Below are 22949 nucleotides of genomic sequence, written 5' to 3'. Positions count from 1 at the left end.
CACGGATGGTGAATGCAGCGCATATCCGGATTGCAATCCGAAAGCATGAACCGATTGTGCGTCATGCTTTGACTGCGCTGTTTCCCGACCCTGATGACCCGGTGAATTATGAAGCCGTCGAGGAAAGTGTAGACGAAGATATCGGCGAAACGCTTGCCGATGTCTTGCTGGAAATTCTGGTCGACGCTGCGAAGGTCAAACAGTTCCTCAATTTTCTGCGCGCGCGCGGCGCGGACCCTGTGCCGCGCGACCGTAACCTGATTTTTGCCGAAAACATCGCTCGGTTTGACGGCACCCTGATCGGCACACCGGCGAATAATTCGTTCGACTTTGCTGCATTGGGCGATTTTGCCCCGCGCGCGGAAAGCTTTCGCTGTCAGATCTGGATCAACAACACATTCGAAGGATCCGGCGCGTTTGTGGCCCCAAACCTGGTGCTGACCGCAGCCCATGTTCTGGACCCGCTAAACGCCGTGCCCGCCGGGGTCGACCCTCGGCTTGAAATACTGGCCTCGGACGAAAAGCGGTACCGGGCAAAATGCGTAAAGCTCTGGCCCTATCACGACAGTGAAAAGGCAGGGAACCTGCCGCCGGGCGATGAGGTGGATATCGCGCTGCTGCGGATATTCCTGCCGCTGGGGCATACCTATGGCAGTGTCGATGTGACCGGCGATCCCCCCGATTTTGAGGGTGCAGACCTGTTCACATTGGTCCACTACCCCGAAGGTGTCACCAAGGGGTTCATGCCCGGCAAAGTGCACCGAGAACCTGGCGCCAAGCGGTTCCCTCATGACATCGACACATCCGGCGGGTCATCGGGTGGCCCCGGTTTTGACAGCCAGTTCAGGTTTCTGGGCATCCACCAGGGCAAATGGGAGACGACCAAACGGCTTGTCCCTTTCGAGCAGTTCCACGATGACCCCGACTTCCAAGATCTGATCAGCAAGAACTCGAACCAGCGGGACATGTGGTCGCTGAGCCGCGACATTGACGGAACCATCATCATCGGCCGCAACCAATTCGTAACCGGGCTTGCCCATATGCTGGATCATCCCAAATCCAAACTGCGTGGGATCTGGATCAGGCGCGAGGATACGACGTCTATTCGTGGTCTCGGATTCAGCTATGACATGCTGGAATCCTATCTGCTGATGCAAGAAGCACCTAACGCCGCGCCGCAACATCGTTGCATCCGATTGGGGCCGACCCTGAATACGGACGATTTGCTTGCTGATCTTGCCGAGAAGGCCAACGGGACCGTCGCCTCGCCAGACGCTGCTGCTGGAACAACCGCCGCCCAGACTACCGATGTTGCATACGAAGGCAGCCGCGCGGAGACCCTGATTGCTGACATGGATCAGGCCGCCAAAACCGCAGGGCAAACATGGTGGATCTATTTCGACAACCCGCCCGAAGGGCTCTCACCACGTGCCCAGGTACAGTTCGAGCACATCGCCAAATGCTTGCCCACATCCGAGAATCTGCGCCTGATCCTCGCAGGCTATGAGACCTATCGCCTGTCGCCCCTGCGTTTTGCCAATGTCGGCGCTGTCGACGGCGCGCAGCGCAGCGGCCTATTGGTGGAAGAGCTGGGACCATTCACACGTAGCGATGTTGAGGCTACAATTAACAGCATGATCACTTCGCTTGACCCGGCAAAAGAGCTGACACCGGCTGCTCGACGGGCAATGGTGGACTCTGCTCTGGCCGGGTTGAGCCCTGACAACACAGGTGAATTCGATGGCGAACATCTGGAAACCGTTGTCACCCGTGTTCGCCAAGAGGCCAAACGCTTTCTGGAGATAGAAGAATGAACCAGGCGCAGGAAGAACTCCGTTCGCGTCTGCTGCGCGCCGCAGCCCTTCGCGGGGCATTTGAACCACGGCAGCTTATGCGCGAGGTGCTTAGCGAAGATGAGTACGGCAACCGGGTGCTACGGGCCCGGCTGATGTCATCCCTGCGCGAGTTGAGCCATGTTGATAAGTCGGGCAGCTCTACGAAATGGATACTGCGCCTGACTGCACGACATCGCGAATTGTCCGGGATCGAAGAGTTCGACTCGGCGGCAACGCAGACCGATATCGTGCAGGCTCTGTCGGGACGAGAAGGTTTCGCACCGGGCGCTCTGGATCACCTTATCGAGGCGGAAACAGATGAACAAAACCTGTCGCAGCACCTTGTCACGTTAGAGCGTGCAGGCCAAAAAGCGCCGGGATATGACCGCCTGTTCAGGCTGCGCAGCCGATTGAACCTGCTCAGACGCGAGCGCCGGTCAAAAGAGCGCCTGGGTGAAAAATTCGTGGGGCGTGTCAGCGAAATCGACAAGATTCAACGCTGGATCGACCACCCTATGCGCTCGGCCCCTTTGAAAACCCTGCATATCGAAGGTCAGTACGGGATCGGAAAATCCTACCTGCTGGAACGCATCATCCAGATTACAAGCGAACGCGAAGACGTCATCCTGATCCGGCTGGATTTCGATCAGCCTTCATTGCAGACCGGTCCAATCTTTGAAGAGATCTCGCGTCAGATCGGTACCGCAATACCCCAAGCGGCCCCCGAACTCCGCAAATTGCGGTTGCGCTATTCCGAACAGGTCACACGGGAGATATACGAAAGCTCGGACCTTACACCGCGTCAGTTGATCCGGGCGATGATCAATGCGGTGGCTGATGCCGGTCTGCGCCTGGTTATCCTGCTGGATACGCTCGAAGTATTGCATGGTCAGGGCGCGACCTTCGTGAACAACCTCATGAACGATTTGGATCGCTTTGTCGAAAAGGAACAGATCGAAGTATCGATCATCTCAGCCGGTCGCGGGCCGATTTTCGGCGAAGATCACCCAAGACGGGGCGAATACATCAAGCTCGACCAGATCGAAGACGAGTTGGTCAATCAAACGCTGGATGAGGCCGGAATCCCCGAGGAATTCCGCGATCAGATCATTTTGCGCTGTCAGGGCAATCCGTTGAAATTGCGGCTGCTGATTGACGAGGTGCAGACCGAGGGCCGATTGGCCGAAGTCACCGAAGACGAGAATGACCCGATTGCCGCGGGCATCGTGAACCGGGCCATCACATCGCGCCTGCCAGTGCACCTGCGTGGCATTGCCAATTACGGCTTGGTTCTAAGCGAGATAAACGCCGACAACCTGAACGGCATCGTTGCACCGGCGCTTGGGCTGGGTGACCTCAGCAGCGAAGCAGGCACAATCGTCGCGGATCTTGGCCTGCAATCCTGGCTGATGGACGCCGCCACTGATGGTCAACTGACCCATAAGGCCGACATGCGGCGGGACCTGCTAGAACCCACCTACAACCAAAGCCCCGTCGAAACCGCAGAGGTAAACCGTGCAGCTTGTGACTATTACGCTGACCGCGATCCACTGTTGTTCCTTTATCATTCGCTTCAGCTTATGCGCGTCGGAGAAGCCCCTCCAAGCATCAATCCCTCACTGGCTGAACGCTTCCCCGAACAGCTGTTGAAAGAGCTGCCAATCGACGCGCAGGACCTGATCCGTCAAGCTCGCGGCCAGCGCTCGGCCCCGGTGCAAGAAACCAAACAACGGGAATACGGCGCCACTGGGCTGGACAGCGGTTCTGAACTTCCCCCCGAAAACCTTGTACAGGTTGAGTCCAAGGCCGCGACGGCACGAGCACGGATCGTCAAAGGTCGCGGTTATGTGGCCGCACCAGATAGTCGCGCAGTCAAAGACCTGCGAGCGATGTTGGAGCAGGGCCAGCGCCGCGAGGCAACACATATCATACGCGAAGGATTGAAAGGCGCCTATGATCCGGCAAGCGAAGTTGGCATCCTGATCCTGTGTCACAACTGGCAGAGCGGTCATTGGTCCATGGCGCGAAGCCTATTCAATTTGTTGCCAGCAGATACCTTGCTGAGAGAGGCACAACAAAGGCCCGAACTGGAAGGCCGGATGCTCCTAGAGATTTATGCCGAGTTTGAATTCGAAGAGCTCGTTAACCGACTCCGCGATAAGGACTTTCGCGACATAGCTCTTCGCGTCGTGAACAGCTCGTCTCGAATTGGAATGCAGTCAGCAGCGCTTGAATTCGCTCTTCTGGCAACGGGTATGAGCTTTGAGGGTGATCATGAGGTTCTGGGCCTGATCGCCCCCTATCTGGATCACGGCCCGCGTGAACTGACCTATGAAAGACTGCGCTTCGCGGGGGGTATCCGTCAGGAATTCGGGTTGGAGTATTCGGAACCAGACATGCCCAACCCAGACTTACCGACGGATGATTACGGGCTCGCCCTGGCCCCGTTGAACCCCTATTTCGACCGGATGCTGGCACTTGTCGAAGAGTTTCAGGTGAGCGGCCGGGGTCGTGTTCTGAGCGATTTGTCCAACCTTGCCACCGGCCTGTATGAGGCGGCTGACATCTTTGCCCCGGGCCTGCAGGGGATCGATGACGCAATGGCCCAGATGTCCGACCGGCCCACCGACGTGCTGTCATTGCTGCGCGCGATGGGCCTTACCGCTGATTGGGCCGAGGGGTACAGTTTTTACCACCCGATCCCTGACTTGCCAACGCTCGCACGCGCGGCAAGACGTTGGCAGCAAGTCATCGGCGGCTATTGGGCCTTCCCCTCACCACCGCCACCAGAATGGAATTCCACACGGAAATGGAGCGACCTGACATCAAGTCGAACCGTCGACCTTTTGGAACGCGGCAGTCATGGTCTGGCAGACCGAGTTCTAAACTTCTGGGCGGATCCTTTGAACGAAGGGCGCGGTAAGTCCACTCAAACCCTGCAACGCCGCCTTGCACCAGTTGCTCGGGGGCTCACCCATGGTTCAGGAACAGAGGAAATCCTTGGTTGGCTTACCAAAAGCCGGGCGCCCGTGGTGTTTCATCCGGCACTGACCATGTTTGCCGAAACAGGGCGGGGGCCAAAATACCTCGATCCCTAGAGGCAGATCGACTGAGTTTGAAAACTTCATATTAGCTGAGGAACCAATGCCATGAGCGATTTCGAAAAGGAAACATTCAGCCGGCTGGAAGGCCTTGGAAATGCCGGAACAATCGACAAGGCGCGTGAGGCTCTGGATACCAGTCCGGGCATTCTTGGTGAAATGGGCCTGACACCGGATCGTGCCCGTGAATTGATGGGCGCGCAGATGAATAAGCTGGAAAGCTTTGGCTCTACGCCCTCGCAACTTGAAGCCATCGTGCGCGCGGTCGGACGCCCTCCCCTGATCGTGCGCGGCGGCAAGGTTGAAGGCAAACAATCGCTGTCATCCGACTTTCCGCCGGATATCGACATTCGTATTGGCAAGGCCGAAGACAATATCGCCTCGGTCGGGCGGATCGAGTTTATCAATCATGACTTTAGCTGGGGTGGCACTGGCTGGGTGATCGAAAAGAAGGACGACCATCTGCTGATCATCACCAATCGCCATGTTGCCAAGCTGGTCGCGCGGCGCAGTTTCCTGGGCGATGGTGTCTTCATGTTTGCCCCCGGCAATGCCCGCTATGGCGCCCGGATAGATTTCCTGGAAGAGGTCGGCGCGGCACAAGACCCCGAACGGCTTTTCGACATTCGCAAGTTCACCTATATCGCCGAAGATGCGGCCGCAGATATCGCGCTTGGAAAGATCGACCTGCCCGCAGATACGGCCAATTTCACGCCTACGCCGATCCCGCGCGCCGATACGGATGCCCAGCACGGCGAATGCGTCGCGGTGATCGGGTATCCCGCCAAGGATTCCCTGCGCAATGACCCCACGCAGATGTCCAACTATTTCAACGACCTGTATGACGTGAAACGCTTTTCGCCCGGATTTCTCATCGAAGATGGCGGCGTGACGATCCTGCGCCATGACTGCACGACTTTGGGCGGCAACTCGGGCTCGCCTGTGATCTCGTTGGACAGCGGCAAAGCGGTTGGTCTGCATTATGCAGGTACCTTCGGCGTCGGAAACTCGGCGGTCAGGATCAGCACGGTCAACGCATTGTTGGACGGGGCGGTGCCGACCTCGATCCCCGGAACTGAAATCGTCCGGCCAGAACGACCTGACGGAAACCATGACGCAGACCATTTTGAACCGCGCGACGGGTACAACCCGGACTTCCTTCAAGTGGCAGAGGTCCCTCTGCCGATGGTACCGAATGCGTTTGGGCTTGCCACTCCGTCGGATGCGACCCCGGAACGCCCCAACGAATTGCGCTATCAGAATTTCGGCATTCTCTATTCTGCGACTTTCAAAACACCGATCATTGCCGCGCTGAATATCGATGGTGCCAAGACCCGACCGCAAAAACGAGGTAGCGACAAGTGGTTCGCTGACCTGCGCATCCCGGCAAATGTCCAACTCGGCAAAGAGGATTATGATCACGCGGATATTGACCGGGGCCACCTGGTTCGCCGTGCGGCGACAAATTGGGGTGTCGATGATGCACAGGCCAAACAGGCCAATGATGACAGCTTTCACTATACCGCTGCTGCCCCACAGCACCGGGCCTTTAACCGGAGCCACGCGCAATGGTTGGGTCTTGAGAACTTTATCATGACAAATGTGCGCACACATGGATTCAAGGCCTGTGTGTTCACCGGACCAATCCTGACCGGTGACGAGCCGATGTTGAAAGATACCGGATCGCCGGTACCCCTGAAGTTCTTCAAGCTCGTGACCATGCTGGCCGAAGAGGATGGCAGCGAAGGCATTCTTCGCCTTCATTCCACCGCCTATGTGCTCAGCCAGGTTGAGGTCATCCAACAGATGCTCTCGAACCAGGGGAGCGTGGAATCTGTCGGTGGATTTGAGTTTGGTGCCTATAAGACATTCCAGATCCGCGTCCGGGATTTGGAAAAATTAACCGGGCTGAACTTTGGCCCCCTTAGCGATGCCGACCCATTGGCGCAGCGTCTGACCGATGCAGAAAGCCTGGCGGGACAACCACGTCCGATCGTCACAGTCGAGAGCTTTGCCAACGTCGTAATCTGAGGGTGGCGGATGTATACTCAATTAGGAATTGTGCATTTGGCGAGCCGTGGAGGACTCGAACCCCCGACCTGAGAATTAGAAGTTCCCTGCTCTAATCCAGCTGAGCTAACGGCCCGCTCATATTCTGGCTGTATCAGCCAAATCCCTCGCCTTGTCAACTTGATGGAGAGATGAGGTTTTGGGGCAAAAAACCTCTCTGATTTCAGCATTATCTCTGACCGGAGCAAGCTTATACAGGTACCTTGATTGCTGGGTGGACTGCACCTCGAAGCCATGCCTCAAAAGGCCCTAACCGAGTCGAACTTACCAGACTAATTCAGGCCGCATATGCAGCCTGTCACGATGACGGAATACATCGGCAAACTGGGATGCCGCCACCTGCATCACTGCAATTTGATATTGTGCCGCGCAGTGGCAAACCTGTTTGATCAGATCTTCTGCAGATCCCAGCTGATTGCGGTGGCCGGAATTGTTAATAGCACCGCACACATGCCCAGACCCGTCATGGGGGGTACGGTGATCCAGTTCCGTTTCGCTCAGATCCGCCAGCATCACGCGCGCCATTGATGTGACAAGGTACGGAAGGCGCGAACCAACTGGAATGTTCGAAACCAATGGGCTGGGTGACAGAAAATTCCTCGGCGATCTCGGACAATGTATTCAGCCTGACCAGCACCAAGTGCCCCAAGGTTCTTAAGCTCGCGCAGTAATGAGTTCCGTTGGTTCTATTCACCCTTCATCATAGTTTTTGCGCCAACCGAAGTATGGTGGAAATATATCCGGCGTCGATGGACTCGTGATCGGGGTGCTGACCATCTTCAATGACCTTTTGACCAGCAACATAGACGGCAATGATTTCTGCCTGCTGACCCGAGAACATGTGGAAATCCAGCAAGGCTCCGGGCGACACCGCCGCCATCAGACCATTCCTATCGTAAGACAGTTCTACAAAATCGGCACGGCACCCTTCTGCGATACGGCCGATATTGCGCCCGGCTGCACGCGCTCCTCCCTGGGCGGCGGTCTGCCAGAGATAACCGCCAACATTGGGCATGTCCTTGGAGCACATAACATTGCGCTGCCGGTGCAGCAGGCGCTGACTATATTCCAGTGTGCGCAACTCCTGAACTGCCTGGGTACAGATGTTGCTGTCCGAGCCGATACCAAAATGGCCATTTGCTGCCACGAAATCGACCGCCCGGAAAATCCCGTCTCCAAGATTTGATTCCGTCAGCGGGCACAGACCTACGGTCGCGCCCGAAGCGGCAATGGCCGCAACCTCGGCGTCATCCAGATGGGTGGCATGGATCAGGCACCACGCGGCGTCAATCTGGACCTGGTCCATCAGCGCCGAAACAGAGCGTTTGCCACTATGGGCGATACTGTCTTCCACCTCTTTAGTCTGTTCGGCCACATGGATGTGAACTGGACACCTCGGCAACTGGTCTTGCCGAAGCTCCATAAGCCATGACATTTCATCCTCGGTTACGGCGCGCAGGGAATGCGGCGCGATTCCGAGGTTAAGCTTTTCATGCTGCTGCTTCAGGGTTTCGATCAGCAAAGCGTATTGATCACGTGCATTGGTGAAACGCCTCTGAGCATCTTGCGGAGACACGCCACCGAAATTTGCGTGTGCATAAAACACCGGAAGATGCGTCAGGCTGAGGCTCGTTCGATCTGCAGCAGAGACAATAGCAGAAGACAGCTCCTCAGGTCGGGCGTAGTACGCTCCATCCTCTTCGTTGTGCAGATAATGAAACTCGACAATCTCGGTATAGCCGCCTTTGAGCAATTCCATATACAGCTTGGCAGTGATTGCCTGCAGGTCCTCGGGCGATACGTTATGAGCGAAATAATACATCATTTCGCGCCAGGACCAGAAGCTGTCGACCGGATTCCGGCGCACTTCTGATAACCCCGCCATCGCGTATTGAAAGGAATGACTGTGCAGGTTGGGCATGCCTGGCACAACCGGGCTTTCAATCACCGGATAGGCGTTGGGATTGTCGTCCGCGACCAGTGCTCCGAACTCACCAGATTCCGTAACGGTTACGGAGATATTGCTAAGCCAGCCCTGGTCCGTCAGTGCCTGTTTGAAATGAAATCCAGTTGTCATCCACTTTCCTTTACTTGGATGCCGTATCGGCGAGTCTGTTTGGGTCATCCACGGGTGGTGTTAACCTCATCCAGCAACGCGGTAACAAGGTTCTTGATCGCGGCGCCAAGCATCTCTGCCTTAGGGGGCACAAGGTCCCAAGGGGCGTGCTCGATCATATAGGTGGACTGTGCAATTTCGAGTTGCAGCGCATGAATGTTCTGGTCGGGTTGGCCATAGTGCCGGGTAATATAGCCTCCCTTAAAGCGGCCGTTTTTGACAAAGCTGTATTGGCCGGACCCCAGCGATCTTTCGGCGCAGGCCTCAAAGCGCGCGGCTGTGCTGGCCCCGCTATTTGTGCCCAGATTCAAATCCGGCAGCACCCCATCAAACAGCCTTGGCACCTCGGAACGGATGGAATGCAGATCCAACAGTATGCAGGTGCCAAACTGCGCCCTGATCCGCAGAATCTCAGCCTTGAGCGCCTGATGATACGGTGCCCAATAGGATTGGATGCGCGCCTTTGTCTCTTGCCCATCTGGCTCTTGCCCTTCCAGATAAAGCGGCTGACCGTCAAAATCGATTTGCGATATCAGGCCGGTTGTCGGACCGGAATAAAGCGGCGCGTCATCAGCTGAACGGTTCAGGTCCACCACATAGCGCGAATACTGCGCCGCCATGACACCCACACCCAATTCGGCACAAGGCAGCGCCAGCTTGTCCATGTGCCAATCCGTATCCTTCAGCTCCAGCGCGGCGGGTCGCAAACGGCGTTCTACCTCCGGATGCAGCAAGGTTCCGGCATGTGGGACATTCAGCAAAATCGGCGTTGAACCCGCCTTAAACGTCATCAGATTCTGAACAGCCATCGCGTTCCCTTTGTTTGATGTTCTGTCAGCCCATAATTCGGCGGACCGACGAAAACCGACATTTTTTACCGCCCCAAAAGCTGGACTCCGGTCAGATCAGAGATGCGTCGTCATCCGGTATCCCGGCGCAAAGTAAAGCTTGGCATATGTCACCGGCGCGCGACGCAGCCAGGTAATGCGTTCGGCAGTAAAGATCGGGTCGCCAGGTGGCGTGTCCAGGAACTTGGAGATTTCACCATCAGCCTTGGTCGCCATGAAACTAAGCTCCAGATTGCTGAATGGCACCCTGTTAACCAACCAGTCATTCGGCCCCGATTGTTCGAAACTTTCCTCCAACACTTCAGGTACAACGTCGGCAACAATCCATCGCACCTCAAGCTGAAACGCTACGTTGTCGGCATAATGCATACATCGCAGGTGCAAGACGTCCTGCTCTTTTTTCAGGTCGAGGCGTGATGCCAGCCAGGACGGTGCGGGTTGCACCTCTCGGTCCACCAAAGAGTACCGATAGGCCGCACCGGTGGCCGTTATCTCGTCACGCACCAAAGGGATCGCAAATTGCGCCTTTCTGATGGGAGAATTCAGAACCCGCGTGCCGGCCTTGCGTTTTCTTTCCAGGTATCCTTCTTCGGCAAGCTCTCTCAACGCCCGGTTGACCGTTGTTCGTGTACTTGAGAATTCAGCGGCCAAATCCATCTCGCTTGGCAAAATGGAATCCGGGCTCCAGATACCGGTTTGGATTCGATCCAAAACCACCTGCTTGATGTCCCGAAAGCTCATGTTCCCCTGAGGTCTTGCCATAAAACTCCCCAACTCAAAAACCAGCCTTATTTGGCTTATACATACACATAAGACATCTGCAATGAAGCATGTAACTCTGCCCCGCACCTAAGACCTCCACCTAATTTGACTCCAAGAAGGCGGCTTCGGCGCGATGCCTTTCATTATTTTGTGTACACATTATGCAGTAATCAGTATACCTATTTCAGAAGCATTGCAACTTGGGATCAGATTCTCATGACTGGTAAAACAACCCTTCGTGGCGCAAAAATTGCAACACAAGCCAGCCAGCAGGGCCCTTATGGGCTAATCGAGGATGGCATCATCGTAATATCAGGTGAGTTTATCGAATGGGTCGGACCCAGACGCGATCTGCCCGATGAATATACCGAGCTTGAGGCCGAGGATCTGAACGGACGCCTTGTGACGCCCGGTTTGATCGACTGCCACACCCATGTTGTATTTGGCGGCGACCGCGCCCAAGAGTTTGAAATGCGCCTGAATGGTGCAAGCTATGAACAGGTTGCGCGCGCCGGAGGCGGTATTAACGCAACCGTTCAAGCGACACGGGCCGCCAGCCTGGAAGAGCTGATAGAAAGTGCATTGCCCCGCGTCGACGCGATGATCCAAGAGGGCATGACCACTATCGAAATCAAGTCCGGCTATGGGCTAGAACAACAGACAGAGCTGAACATGCTGCGCGCCGCGCGCGAAATTGGAAAACGTCGCCCGGTTTCTGTTCAAACCACATATCTGGGCGCCCACGCGACTCCGCCAGAGTACAAGGGGCGCGATGACGCCTATATCGACGAGGTCGTCATTCCGACCTTGCGGGCCGCCCATGTAGAAGGGCTGATCGATGCGGTTGACGGATTCTGCGAAGGGATCGCCTTTCAGCCCAAACAGATCGCCCGTGTCTTTGACGCCGCCGCAGCGCTTGGCCTTCCGGTTAAACTGCATGCCGAGCAGCTTTCTAATCTGGGCGGGGCGCAGCTTGCCGCCTCCTATGGCGCATTGTCTGCGGATCATATCGAGTATCTTGACGAAGACGGCGTGATCACCATGGCCCAGGCGGGAACAGCGGGCGTAATCCTGCCCGGTGCGTTCTATACTCTGCGTGAAACGCGTCAGCCTCCGATTGAGCTGCTGCGCAAACACGATGTCCCAATGGCACTGGCAACCGATTGCAATCCGGGATCATCCCCCCTGACATCTCTTCTTCTGACCATGAATATGGGCTGCACCCTGTTCCGCATGACGCCAGAGGAAACACTTGCGGGCGTAACCTGTAACGCAGCGCGTGCCCTTGGTTTGAGTGATCGCGGTATGATCGCCGCGGGTCAGCGGGCCGACCTGGCGGTCTGGAATGTGGGCCGACCGGCCGAGCTTTCTTATCGTATCGGGTTCAACCCGCTTCACAAACGCATCTTTGGAGGTCAAGCGTGACAACTCTCACTCTGGCGCCCGGGCAGGCTACTCTGCCTCAGCTTGAAACCATCTATTGGGATGAAGCCTCGGTCATACTTGATCCGATGTGTCGTCCTGCGGTCGAGGCGGCCGCGAAACGGATCGCTATCGCCGCTGCGGGTGATGTACCGGTTTATGGCGTCAACACGGGTTTTGGCAAATTGGCCAGCCTCAAGATCAAATCTGAAGACACCGCCACTTTGCAGCGAAACCTGATCCTCAGCCATTGCTGCGGCGTAGGAAACGCGATGCCCCGCCGGATGGTTCGGCTTATGATGTCTCTTAAGCTATTGAGTTTTGGCCGTGGCGCATCTGGCGTCCGCTGGCAACTGGTCGAACTTATGCAAGGCATGCTGGAAAAAGGCGTCACCCCTGTTGTTCCAAATCAAGGATCGGTTGGCGCGTCAGGCGATCTGGCACCTCTTTCACATATGACCGCAGTAGTGATCGGTGAGGGAGAGGCGGAATATAAAGGCGAAATTCTTCCGGGTGCCGAGGCGCTTGCAAAGGCTGGCCTGTCCCCGATCGAGCTAGGCCCCAAGGAAGGTTTGGCCTTTATCAATGGCACACAGTTTTCAACGGCCTATGCGCTTGCCGGTCTGTTCGAAGTCTGGCGTGCTGTGCGCAATGCGCTGGTCATCTCGGCCATGTCCACCGATGCCATCATGGGATCTACCGCTCCGCTGCAGCCCGAAATCCATGCGCTACGAGGACATCGTGGCCAGATCGAAGCGGCAGGTTCGATGCGTGAGATACTGGCGCAATCCGAAATTCGAGAAAGCCACCGGGATGATGATACACGTGTTCAGGATCCCTATTGCATCCGCTGTCAGCCGCAGGTGACTGGTGCGGCGATGGATGTCCTGCGACAGGCCGCACAGACCCTTTTGATCGAAGCGAATGCTGCAACAGACAACCCGCTTGTGCTGACCGAGGCGGATATGATCGTGTCCGGTGGTAATTTTCACGCGGAACCCGTAGGGTTCGCTGCTGACATGATTGCGCTGGCATTGTCCGAGATTGGCGCGATCAGTCAACGGCGTATCGCTCTGATGGTCGATCCAACGCTCAGCTTCGATCTTCCGCCCTTCCTGACACCTGAACCCGGATTGAATTCCGGCCTGATGATCGCCGAGGTGACGACAGCCGCTTTGATGAGCGAGAACAAGCATCTGGCCAACCCTTGTGTCACCGATTCAACACCCACCTCCGCCAATCAGGAAGATCACGTCTCGATGGCAGCGCATGGTGCGCGGCGGCTGGCCCGGATGGTCGAAAACCTCAACCACATCCTTGGGGTCGAGCTGCTCTGCGCCGCGCGTGGCATCGAATTCCGCGCCCCCCTCCAGACGAGCCCGTTGCTGCAACAGGCCATCGCACGGCTGCGCGAGGATGTTTCGAGCCTGCAAGAGGATCGCTATATGGCGCCCGATCTGAAAGCGGCAAAGGAATTGGTCGCGTCGGGTGCGTTGCTGAACGCGCTGAACGCCTCTTTGCCGGGCCTTACCTGATGGCGGCCTTTGCCATGATGGCGCGCGACCGCAGCCGAGACACATGATTGAAAACTTCAATGCCCTTGCCCTGTCGGGCTCTATCCAATCTGAAGGGAATGACCGATGAGCGATCCTCGTAAGAACAGCCGGGACATCTATCCGCCAACCGGGACCGAACTGAATGCCAAAAGCTGGCTGACCGAAGCACCACTGCGGATGCTGATGAACAACCTGCATCCTGACGTGGCAGAAAACCCGCACGAGCTGGTAGTATATGGCGGCATTGGCCGGGCCGCGCGAACCTGGAAGGATTTCGACCTGATCGTCGACAGCCTGAAAGACCTGGAAGCGGACGAAACCCTGGTCGTGCAGTCGGGAAAGCCCGTCGCCATCGTCAAAACCCACAAGGACGCACCGCGCGTGCTGATTGCCAACTCGAACCTGGTGCCGCATTGGGCGAATTGGGATCACTTCAACGAGTTGGATAAGAAAGGTCTGGCGATGTATGGCCAGATGACTGCGGGTTCCTGGATTTACATCGGGTCGCAGGGCATCGTCCAAGGCACCTATGAGACCTTCATGGAAGCAGGACGTCAGCACTATGGTGGCAGTCTGAAAGGCCGTTGGATCCTGACCGGGGGTCTGGGTGGTATGGGCGGTGCTCAGCCACTGGCTGCTGTGATGGCGGGTGCCTGCTGTCTGGCCGTGGAGTGCGACGAGAAATCCGCCGATTTCCGGCTGCGCACGCGCTATGTCGACGAAAAAACCCACAGTCTGGACGAGGCGCTGGACATGATCGACCGCTGGACCAAGGCGGGCGAAGCCAAATCCGTGGCGCTGATCGGAAACGCCGCCGATATCTTCCCCGAAATGCACAAGCGCGGCGTCAAGCCCGACATCGTCACCGATCAGACTAGCGCGCATGACCCGATCAACGGATACCTGCCTCAAGGTTGGACCGTAGCCGAGTGGCGATCCAAGGCTGAAACCGCTCCGAAGGAAGTGGAAAAGGCAGCCCGCGCCTCGATGAAGGTGCAGGTCGCGGCGATGGTCGCCTTTCACAATGACGGTATTCCAACCGTCGACTATGGCAACAACATCCGGCAAATGGCGCTTGAGGAAGGTCTGGAAGACGCCTTCGCCTTCCCGGGCTTTGTGCCTGCCTATATCCGTCCGCTATTCTGCCGTGGCATTGGCCCGTTCCGCTGGGCGGCCTTGTCGGGGGACCCCGAGGACATCTACAAGACCGATCAAAAGGTCAAAGAACTGCTGCCCGATAACACGCATCTGCACAACTGGCTGGATATGGCGCGCGAACGGATCGCATTCCAAGGCCTTCCTGCGCGTATCTGCTGGGTTGGTCTGGGTGACCGACATCGCCTGGGTCTGGCGTTTAACGAGATGGTCAGAGCGGGCGAGCTAAGCGCGCCGGTGGTCATTGGTCGTGACCATCTGGATTCCGGTTCAGTCGCCTCGCCCAACCGCGAGACCGAAGCGATGAAGGACGGGTCTGACGCGGTCTCGGACTGGCCTCTGCTAAATGCACTGGTCAACACCGCCTCGGGCGCGACTTGGGTATCTCTGCACCATGGCGGCGGCGTTGGCATGGGCTTTTCCCAGCATGCGGGTGTGGTGATCTGCGCCGACGGCACCGATGATGCTGCCAAACGCCTGGAGCGCGTTTTGTGGAACGACCCTGCCTCGGGCGTGTGGCGTCACGCCGATGCTGGTTATGACCTAGCCAAGGATTGCGCTCGTGAACACGGGCTGCGCCTGCCTGGAATTCTGGGAAACTAAGCCCGGATCAACCGGAACAGATCCCGGCCATTCATTTGTGAAGGCCGGGTTTGAACGATCACAAAACACCGTGCGCGCCGGTTGCTTTCAGAAACGGTGATCTAATGGACAAAGCAGAGCGTGTTGAACGCGCGTCTCCAGGCTGAAACCTCGGAGGCAATCGGCGCGCCTTGCAGACCTTGTTTGATCAAGCCCGCCAGACGACCCGCATCGCCTGCGGTCATCCCCCAACGGATAAGCTCGGGCGTGCCAATCCGCAAACCGTTCATATCACCCTCAACCGCCGCCACGGGCAGACCGATGCCGCAGGCAAGGAACCCAGCTTGGCGTAAGGTTTTTGAGGCCGCCTGCCCGCCCCCGAATGGCTCGGCCAGCACAGCGAACTGGTGAGAGTTGGTAAAGCCCTCGGCCCCAGCGAACACAGGCACATTTTGTGCATCCAAAGCCGCAGCCAATGCCTGCGCCATAGCGATCATCTCTTTCGCATAGGCCGCGCCAAAGTCTTTCCAGTCCAGCATCGTGACCGCAAGCGCGGCAGTTTTCGCCGCATCAAAATTGGCCGTCATGCCGGGAAAGGCGATAGCGTCCAGCGTTTTGGCGATTTCTGCATCATTCGAAACGATCAGCCCACCTGCAGGGCCACCAAGGCTTTTATAGGTGCTCATCGTCATGAAATGCGCGCCCTCGGCCAGCGGGTTGGACCAGGCGCGCCCGGCAATAATGCCGCATTGATGGGCCGCATCGAACATGACCTTGGCCCCGACCTCATCGGCGATGGACCGCACTTCGGACACGGGATGCTCGAACAGGTTCAGGCTGCCACCAATCGTAATCAACTTGGGCCGCTCGGCCCGTGCCAGCGCCCGCAGTTGGTCCAGATCAACGGTATAGCCATCGGCATTCACCGGGGCCTCTATGGTGCGCAAGCCGTATAAGCCGGCGCAGCCATCGACATGATGAGTCACATGCCCGCCAATGGATGCGGGCGGCGCAATGATTGTGTCGCCCGGTTTGCATGTGGCCATAAAGCCATAGAGGTTGGCAATCGCACCAGAAGGCACACGAACCTCGGCGAATTTGGCATCGAACACATCCGCGCAAAGCTGGGCCGCGATCACTTCGATTTCCTCGATCGCTTCCAGTCCCATTTCGTATTTGTCGCCGGGATACCCCAAAGAGGGGCGCGACCCGATGCCAGAGGATAATAGCGCTTCGGCTTTCGGGTTCATCACATTGGTCGCAGGGTTGAGGTTAAAGCACTCTTCCTCATGGATCACTCGGTTCTGCTCCGCCAGCTGCTCGATACGGGCCAGCAGATCGGCAGACGTTGCGGACGCCGTCGTGGCCGCTATGTCCTGAATCAGGGTTTCACTGGTGCTCGGCACCCAATCTCGTTGTGCAAGCGTCATTGGACGTCCTCCGTTTTGCAGCATGGTGGCAGCCATTCCGTGACAGCGCAAAGCAGATTTGCTATTTCTTGGCGTAGAAAAACTAAGGCTTGAAATGAGTGTCATGCCCAAACGCCCGAAAGGGCCCCCGCTGAATGCAATGCGCGCCTTTGAAGCTGCCGCACGTCATGTCAGCTTTGTCGCCGCCGCTGAGGAATTGAGCGTCACGCCCGGAGCGATTTCGCAGCACATCAAGACATTGGAGGGCTGGGCAGGTACCGCGTTGTTTCGGCGCAACGCGCAGGGGGTGGAACTAACCAAGGCCGGGGCTTCGCTGGTGGCTGAATTCTCTGCGGCCTTCGACGGGTTGGCCGAGGCGACGCGTGCCCTCCGCAACCTTAAACCCAACGCCGATTTTCATATCGCCGCCTTGCCATCTGTTGCGCAGCTTTGGCTGCCGAAACGGCTAAGCCGGGTTAGGGCGCAGTTTCCGCATATCAATTTTTCGGTGACCGCGATGGAAAACCCACCCAGTCTTGATCGGGAATTGTTCGATCTGGCCATATTCATTGGCGAACCCAATGCTGAGCCCGAGCAGATTTGCATTTGCCCCGATCTCATCTCTCCGGTCGGCGCGCCTAGCCTGATTGAACATATGAACCACTTTGTCGACACCGTCCTTCTGCATGACCAGACCTGGAACGACGATTGGACAATCTGGTCACAGAACACGGGAATTGAACTGCAGGATGCGCAGACCGGGCCGCAGTTTTCTCTGTACAGCCTGGCCGTGGAGGAAGCGAAGGCAGGTGCGGGTATTCTGATGGGGCATCTATGTTTGCTTGAGGATGCCCTGGCAAGCGGCGCTCTTAAGTCTGCAAGCGAATACACCTGCCCAACGGGCCGCTTTCTGTTCGTCCACATACCTGGCGCAACGCGGCAAAGGCCCGAAACGCAACAGGTCGTGGCATTGCTGAACGAAGGTAGTGCCTAACAACCGGCCTATTCTGCGGGCTTTAGATCCAATCGCATGAAGGCGCTGTTGGGGTCGGCCTCATAGCCGTAGATCGGGCCGCAATAGGAATAGCCCAGCGCTTCATACAGCCTGCGCGCGGCGTCGTAGTAGGACAGATGATCGGCGCCCGTCTCAAGAACCAGCGCCGAGGTCCCTTCGACCCGTGCGTGATCAGCAAGATGGGTCATCATCACTCGCGCCAGACCGCGGCCACGTGCGGTTGCAAGGATATGCACGGATTTGACTTCGGCGGTCCCATCCGGCAGCGCCTTGAGCGCGCCGCAGCCCAGCACCTTGTTACCCTCATACAAAGCCCAGAACCGCATTCCGGGCCCGGCCAAGGCACTGGCATCCATCGTGTGATTGCTCTCGGCTGGCCCGGCGGTTTCGCTATGGGCAAAATGCGCCTCGACCACCGGGCGCAATGCGTCGGAGGTTGGGTCAGCCTCGCGAATGTCGATCATTTAATGCGTCCAGGGTGCGCGCCGATCGGTGGCAAAATTCTCGCCATAACCGCGCGCGCGCAGGTTCGGCTTGCGTTTATGCGGTTCACTGACCTGTGCGTCGATACCGTTGTCCTTGGCGTAATCCAGCGCCTCTTCCTTGGTGTCGAAATTCAGACGCACCTGGGTCTGGGTGTCACTGGAAGACGTCCAGCCCATCAACGGATCAACCTCGCGCGTGGATGCTGGGGCATATTCCAACACCCAATGCCGGGTCTTGGCCGTACCCGATGTCATCGCATTCCGCGAAGGCTGGTAGATCCGTGCGCGCATGTCGCCTCTCCGTACTCACTTGGCTGAAGTTGTTTATGCGTCAGAGCGAGGCCTGGGACAAGGTGGCAAATGTCGCGGAGGACAAGGATGTTCTGATGACGAAAACTGTCATTAGGGGAATGGTATAATCATTCAAACGCCACAACAAGGACAGCAAGATGATCCACCACGAACGCAGCCTCGACATTGATACCCGACCCGAAGATATCTGGGCCATTTTGAGCCGGTTCATGCATATCGACGATTTCGCCCCGCAGGTGACATCAGTAGATGCGCTAACACAAGGTGCGGATGGGGTGGGATCGAAACGACGATGCCATTTTGAAAATGGGACGTCTCTGGTCGAAGAAGTCACGGATTGGCAAATCAACCGGGGCTACCGTGTCCGCTTGTCTGAGATGTCTGCACTGCCTCTGACCCAAGCACATGCAGCAATCGCCGTTGAACCCCTTGCCAACAACCAATCCAGAGTAGTCTGGAGCATGGATTATCAAATGAAGTTTGGTCCATTGGGATGGCTGATGGGGCAGACTGTGCTGAAAGCGATGATGGGGCGTGTCCTGGGTGACAACCTGAAAGCGCTTGAAGAAAAGGTGCGTTCGGATCAAATTCCGGATCATCGGTTTGCGTATTACTGAAACTGCCGTTTCTAGATCGGATCAGGTCTTGCAGTTGGACAAAATAAGAACAAATGTAGGGGCCTGACCCGGAGCCTGCCCATGCCTTACGCCCATTCCGACAAGACTCAGCTGACTGCTGATGACGTCCGCGCCCGCCTGAAACTGGAAGGCGGTAAGGAATTCGTCATGCATACCGAGTTCTCACCGGCAGGCGACCAGCCCACCGCGATCAAAGAGCTGACCAACGGTATCTTCGACGGCGAAAGAGAACAGGTCCTGCTGGGCGCGACCGGGACGGGCAAGACCTTCACAATGGCCAAAGTGATCGAGGAAACCCAGCGACCCGCCATCATCCTTGCGCCCAACAAGACACTGGCGGCGCAGCTCTATGGTGAGTTCAAAGGTTTCTTCCCGGAAAACTCGGTCGAGTATTTCGTGTCTTACTACGACTACTACCAACCCGAGGCCTATGTCGCGCGCAGCGACACCTATATCGAGAAAGAATCCCAGATCAACGAACAGATCGACCGGATGCGCCACTCGGCCACGCGGGCGCTGTTGGAACGCGATGACGTAATCATCGTCGCCTCAGTGTCGTGCATCTACGGTATCGGCTCGGTCGAAACCTATGGGGCGATGACGCAGGACCTGAAGGTCGGCGGTGAATACAACCAGCGCCAGATCATGGCCGATCTGGTCGCCCAGCAATACCGTCGAAATGATCAGGCATTCCAACGGGGCTCGTTCCGGGTGCGGGGTGACAGCCTGGAAATCTGGCCCGCCCACCTTGAAGATCGCGCTTGGAAATTCTCGTTCTTCGGTGAGGAATTGGAAACCATCACCGAGTTCGACCCGCTGACCGGCGAACGCGCCGCGAATATGGAACAGGTGCGGGTTTACGCCAACTCGCACTACGTGACCCCGAAGCCAACGATGAACCAGGCGATCATCGGCATCAAGAAGGAACTCCGCATCCGACTGGATCAACTGGTCGGAGAGGGCAAACTGCTGGAAGCGCAACGTCTGGAACAACGCACGAATTTCGATCTGGAGATGTTGGAGGCCACCGGCGTCTGTAACGGAATCGAAAACTACTCGCGCTATCTGACAGGCCGCGCACCGGGCGAGCCGCCCCCGACCCTGTTCGAATTCATCCCCGATAACGCCATCGTCTTCGCCGATGAATCCCACGTCAGCGTACCGCAGATCGGCGGCATGTACCGGGGCGACTATCGGCGCAAATTCACCCTGGCCGAACACGGGTTCCGCCTGCCATCCTGCATGGACAACCGCCCCCTCAAGTTCGAGGAATGGGACGCCATGCGCCCGCAATCCGTGTTCGTCTCGGCCACGCCTGCCAAGTGGGAGATCGAACAGACCGGCGGCGTCTTCACCGAACAGGTGATCCGCCCCACCGGCCTGCTGGATCCCGAGGTCGAAATCCGCCCTGTCGGCATGCAGGTCGACGATCTGCTGGACGAGGTGCGCAAGGTCGCCGCCGGTGGCTATCGCACGCTGGTCACCACCCTGACCAAACGCATGGCTGAGGACCTGACCGAATACATGCACGAACAGGGCATCAGGGTCCGTTACATGCACTCGGATATCGACACGCTGGAGCGCATCGAGATTCTGCGTGACCTGCGGTTGGGGGCCTTCGACGTTCTGATCGGCATCAACCTGCTGCGCGAGGGGCTCGACATCCCGGAATGCGGGCTGGTGGCCATTCTGGACGCCGACAAAGAAGGCTTCCTGCGCTCGGAAACCTCACTGGTTCAGACCATTGGCCGCGCCGCGCGCAACGCCGACGGGCGGGTGATCATGTATGCCGACAAGATCACCGGTTCCATGGAGCGCGCGCTGAACGAAACCGATCGCCGCCGCGCCAAGCAGATCGCCTATAACGAGGAACACGGCATCACCCCAGCAACGGTGAAGAAAAACGTCGAGGATGTTCTGGCCGGTCTCTACAAGGGCGACGTCGACATGAACCGCGTCACCGCCACCATCGACAAACCGATGCACGGCGCGAATCTTGAGGCGCATCTGGACGGGCTGCGCGACAAGATGCGCAAAGCTGCCGAGAACCTGGAATTCGAAGAGGCCGCCAATATTAGGGACGAGATCAAACGCCTGGAAGCGGTCGATCTTGCCATCGCCGACGACCCCATGGCGCGCCAATGGGCGGTCGAGAAAGCCTCGGAAGACGCGGTGAAATCGAAGGGCCGGTCAACGGCTGGGAGACCAGGGCAGCGGGGCGGGAATGTGAAGCGGCGGAAGAGGTAGGCTGAGAAGATATCTATTTGCGAACCTTCCATATCGCGCCCGCGTACCTATTCACTCTCATTGCTTCAGTCTCGCAAAAGTTAACTTTTCTGAAACTACCGACGCACGTTCCCTTCGCGCACGACCAAGTTACTTGGTTCTTGCACCAATTTATGCAGGTTGGCGCTTGTGCTTGATAAATTCCCAAATCATGAAAATTACCATCAACGGCATTAGAATCAAAATGCTAAAGTCGGCATATCCTGACCACCCAGACGAATAATAGATTTCAGGGTACACAAATTTCCAAACGACACCTGGGCTCAAGCAAACCAGCACTTTTAGAGCGCCAGAGTTAAAGACACAGAATTCTTTAATCAGGGTTATCAGCCCAATCATCAGATGCTTCCTTTGAAGTTCCACGTATACTGATTCCAAGCTGCGCGTATGAACTATGCGGATACTACTTTACCTGTGCAAGCGATCTGTAGATATCAATCTATTGGAGTCTTACGCACCCGCTCTCTAGTCTATCAGTCGAGCACTGCGAATTTCGTCTATTGCTCGCTCCCATTTTTTCGGATTGCCAACCAAATATGGGTGAAAGCACTACCCAACACGTTCGCAATTCAAGGTACCCGCACTTCAAACTTACAGCCTAGCGCCCTCTCCTCCACGTTTGAAATCACGAATTGTGATCCCAACCTGTTGCCATGACAACCTCCCACACCCTGCCCAGTACCCATGAGTACCAAAGCGCCATTCACCGGGTGCGCGGCACCCGTGTGGTGCTGGCCGAGGATCTGGCACAGGTTCTTTTGCAAAAAAAGGGCGGGAATATCCCGCCCGATACCTTACCCCTTATCCCAATGGGCAATCACATCATACCCAACCGGCGTTGGCGGGCTTTCCATGAACTCGGCGAAATGGCCCCATAGCTCGGCCACTTTGGGTGCGTTTGCGTTCGAGGTCGCCTCGCTTTCAACGACCGAGATCACATAGCCCGACCCGTCCTCGTTCATCACATTGGTAAAGCTGTGCATGCCGGGCATGCCCATGATTTCTGATTTCAATGCGTTCATTTTCGCCGTCGCCGCCTCGCGCGTGCCGGGCTTCATCTTGAATTGAGTAATACGTGCAAACATGATCTTCCTCCCTCGTCCGGCGATATCGCCATGTGACGCGGTCGGAACGACCCCGCCGCACGCAACCTAGCACGGCAGCCCGAAATCTCACATTGATACGCGTGATTTGCGGCCATTTTCAACCATACGCCTCACTGTATTTGGGCCACTGACACGCCAGAGTTGCTGCCCAGCGCGGAAGGCTCGACATCTGAATCACATATTGTGATTCCACAGCCGCAGCCAGACCGATCCTGAACTACCAAAGCGCTGTTCACCGTGTCTGCGGCCTG

The 22949-nt window shown here is 57.0% G+C and carries 17 protein-coding genes and 1 tRNA gene; 9 read left to right on the top strand and 9 right to left on the bottom strand.

From position 1 onward, the window contains the following. Positions 1-5 precede the first annotated feature (5 nt). The 3 genes from FN806_RS07595 to FN806_RS07585 are packed head-to-tail and all read left to right on the top strand — an operon-like array spanning position 6 to position 6967. Entirely contained in the window at positions 6-1814 is a 1809-nt protein-coding gene (locus tag FN806_RS07595) for a S1 family peptidase (RefSeq protein ID WP_185956644.1), read from the top strand. Further along, positions 1811-4933 (top strand): ATP-binding protein, encoded by a 3123-nt coding sequence (locus tag FN806_RS07590; RefSeq protein WP_142635692.1) that lies wholly within the window; start codon positions 1811-1813, stop codon positions 4931-4933. Before FN806_RS07595 ends, FN806_RS07590 begins: the two co-directional genes overlap by 4 nt. Before the next feature lie 51 nt (positions 4934-4984). After that, on the top strand, positions 4985-6967 hold the full coding sequence (locus FN806_RS07585) for a DNA/RNA non-specific endonuclease (RefSeq protein ID WP_142635689.1): 1983 nt from the start codon (positions 4985-4987) through the stop codon (positions 6965-6967). Between the two features lie 37 nt (positions 6968-7004). Here the strand turns inward: FN806_RS07585 and FN806_RS07580 are convergent. The 5 genes from FN806_RS07580 to FN806_RS07560 form a co-directional block, all read right to left on the bottom strand. Further along, a tRNA-Arg gene (locus FN806_RS07580) sits at positions 7005-7082 on the bottom strand. 188 nt (positions 7083-7270) lie between these two features. Then, positions 7271-7531, bottom strand: coding sequence for a hypothetical protein (locus FN806_RS07575; protein WP_142635687.1), 261 nt, complete (start codon positions 7529-7531; stop codon positions 7271-7273). Positions 7532-7706: 175 nt separating this feature from the next. Continuing rightward, positions 7707-9083 carry a formimidoylglutamate deiminase gene (locus FN806_RS07570; protein ID WP_185956643.1) on the bottom strand — a complete coding sequence of 459 codons (1377 nt, stop codon included), beginning with the start codon at positions 9081-9083 and terminating at the stop codon, positions 7707-7709. A 44-nt stretch (positions 9084-9127) separates the two neighbouring features. After that, positions 9128-9931, bottom strand: a complete 804-nt coding sequence (gene hutG, locus FN806_RS07565) for an N-formylglutamate deformylase (protein WP_142635683.1) — start codon at positions 9929-9931, stop codon at positions 9128-9130. Between the two features lie 96 nt (positions 9932-10027). Continuing rightward, on the bottom strand, positions 10028-10732 hold the full coding sequence (locus FN806_RS07560; protein ID WP_246097191.1) for a histidine utilization transcriptional repressor HutC: 705 nt from the start codon (positions 10730-10732) through the stop codon (positions 10028-10030). A gap of 216 nt (positions 10733-10948) precedes the next feature. Between FN806_RS07560 and hutI the strand changes: the two genes are divergently transcribed. The 3 genes from hutI to hutU all read left to right on the top strand — a co-directional run bounded on the left by hutI (position 10949) and on the right by hutU (position 15468). After that, positions 10949-12157 (top strand): imidazolonepropionase, encoded by a 1209-nt coding sequence (gene hutI, locus FN806_RS07555; protein ID WP_142635681.1) that lies wholly within the window; start codon positions 10949-10951, stop codon positions 12155-12157. Continuing rightward, a complete protein-coding gene (gene hutH, locus FN806_RS07550) occupies positions 12154-13689 on the top strand; it encodes a histidine ammonia-lyase (protein WP_142635679.1) in 1536 nt (511 codons plus the stop codon). Before hutI ends, hutH begins: the two co-directional genes overlap by 4 nt. Before the next feature lie 105 nt (positions 13690-13794). Beyond that, the gene (hutU, locus tag FN806_RS07545; RefSeq protein WP_142635677.1) at positions 13795-15468 is read left to right on the top strand and encodes a urocanate hydratase; all 1674 of its coding nucleotides are present in this window, start codon (positions 13795-13797) and stop codon (positions 15466-15468) included. A 101-nt stretch (positions 15469-15569) separates the two neighbouring features. Here the strand turns inward: hutU and FN806_RS07540 are convergent, their stop codons facing one another. Next, the gene (locus tag FN806_RS07540; protein WP_142635675.1) at positions 15570-16877 is read right to left on the bottom strand and encodes a serine hydroxymethyltransferase; all 1308 of its coding nucleotides are present in this window, start codon (positions 16875-16877) and stop codon (positions 15570-15572) included. A 103-nt stretch (positions 16878-16980) separates the two neighbouring features. Between FN806_RS07540 and FN806_RS07535 the strand changes: the two genes are divergently transcribed. Beyond that, a complete protein-coding gene (locus FN806_RS07535; protein WP_246097190.1) occupies positions 16981-17850 on the top strand; it encodes a LysR family transcriptional regulator in 870 nt (289 codons plus the stop codon). Positions 17851-17858: 8 nt separating this feature from the next. Here FN806_RS07535 and FN806_RS07530 read toward each other — a convergent pair whose 3' ends face one another. After that, positions 17859-18335, bottom strand: a complete 477-nt coding sequence (locus FN806_RS07530; RefSeq protein WP_142635670.1) for a GNAT family N-acetyltransferase — start codon at positions 18333-18335, stop codon at positions 17859-17861. After that, positions 18336-18647, bottom strand: a complete 312-nt coding sequence (locus FN806_RS07525; RefSeq protein WP_142635668.1) for an ETC complex I subunit — start codon at positions 18645-18647, stop codon at positions 18336-18338. It abuts the gene before it with no gap. A gap of 158 nt (positions 18648-18805) precedes the next feature. Here FN806_RS07525 and FN806_RS07520 point away from each other — a divergent pair, with 158 nt between their 5' ends. Continuing rightward, on the top strand, positions 18806-19285 hold the full coding sequence (locus FN806_RS07520; protein ID WP_142635666.1) for an SRPBCC family protein: 480 nt from the start codon (positions 18806-18808) through the stop codon (positions 19283-19285). Positions 19286-19366: 81 nt separating this feature from the next. After that, the gene (uvrB, locus tag FN806_RS07515; RefSeq protein ID WP_142635664.1) at positions 19367-21553 is read left to right on the top strand and encodes an excinuclease ABC subunit UvrB; all 2187 of its coding nucleotides are present in this window, start codon (positions 19367-19369) and stop codon (positions 21551-21553) included. An 833-nt stretch (positions 21554-22386) separates the two neighbouring features. Here the strand turns inward: uvrB and FN806_RS07505 are convergent. After that, a complete protein-coding gene (locus FN806_RS07505; RefSeq protein ID WP_142635662.1) occupies positions 22387-22677 on the bottom strand; it encodes an antibiotic biosynthesis monooxygenase family protein in 291 nt (96 codons plus the stop codon). Positions 22678-22949 lie beyond the last annotated feature (272 nt).

The organism is Ruegeria faecimaris (genome assembly GCF_900182615.1).
Lineage (GTDB): Bacteria > Pseudomonadota > Alphaproteobacteria > Rhodobacterales > Rhodobacteraceae > Ruegeria > Ruegeria faecimaris.
The sequence above is the reverse complement of the archived record's forward strand: the minus strand, read 5'-3'. Positions and strand labels throughout refer to the sequence as shown.

Excerpts from the sequence above, each read along its gene's own strand:
- FN806_RS07595 (WP_185956644.1), top strand. The coding sequence starts at position 6 with ATGGTGAATGCAGCGCATATCCGGATTGCAATCCGAAAGCATGAACCG.
- FN806_RS07590 (WP_142635692.1), top strand. The coding sequence starts at position 1,811 with ATGAACCAGGCGCAGGAAGAACTCCGTTCGCGTCTGCTGCGCGCCGCA.
- FN806_RS07585 (WP_142635689.1), top strand. The coding sequence starts at position 4,985 with ATGAGCGATTTCGAAAAGGAAACATTCAGCCGGCTGGAAGGCCTTGGA.
- FN806_RS07575 (WP_142635687.1), bottom strand. The coding sequence starts at position 7,531 with ATGGCGCGCGTGATGCTGGCGGATCTGAGCGAAACGGAACTGGATCAC.
- FN806_RS07570 (WP_185956643.1), bottom strand. The coding sequence starts at position 9,083 with ATGACAACTGGATTTCATTTCAAACAGGCACTGACGGACCAGGGCTGG.
- hutG (WP_142635683.1), bottom strand. The coding sequence starts at position 9,931 with ATGGCTGTTCAGAATCTGATGACGTTTAAGGCGGGTTCAACGCCGATT.
- FN806_RS07560 (WP_246097191.1), bottom strand. The coding sequence starts at position 10,732 with ATGGCAAGACCTCAGGGGAACATGAGCTTTCGGGACATCAAGCAGGTG.
- hutI (WP_142635681.1), top strand. The coding sequence starts at position 10,949 with ATGACTGGTAAAACAACCCTTCGTGGCGCAAAAATTGCAACACAAGCC.
- hutU (WP_142635677.1), top strand. The coding sequence starts at position 13,795 with ATGAGCGATCCTCGTAAGAACAGCCGGGACATCTATCCGCCAACCGGG.
- FN806_RS07540 (WP_142635675.1), bottom strand. The coding sequence starts at position 16,877 with ATGACGCTTGCACAACGAGATTGGGTGCCGAGCACCAGTGAAACCCTG.
- FN806_RS07535 (WP_246097190.1), top strand. The coding sequence starts at position 16,981 with ATGCCCAAACGCCCGAAAGGGCCCCCGCTGAATGCAATGCGCGCCTTT.
- FN806_RS07530 (WP_142635670.1), bottom strand. The coding sequence starts at position 18,335 with ATGATCGACATTCGCGAGGCTGACCCAACCTCCGACGCATTGCGCCCG.
- FN806_RS07525 (WP_142635668.1), bottom strand. The coding sequence starts at position 18,647 with ATGCGCGCACGGATCTACCAGCCTTCGCGGAATGCGATGACATCGGGT.
- FN806_RS07520 (WP_142635666.1), top strand. The coding sequence starts at position 18,806 with ATGATCCACCACGAACGCAGCCTCGACATTGATACCCGACCCGAAGAT.
- uvrB (WP_142635664.1), top strand. The coding sequence starts at position 19,367 with ATGCCTTACGCCCATTCCGACAAGACTCAGCTGACTGCTGATGACGTC.
- FN806_RS07505 (WP_142635662.1), bottom strand. The coding sequence starts at position 22,677 with ATGTTTGCACGTATTACTCAATTCAAGATGAAGCCCGGCACGCGCGAG.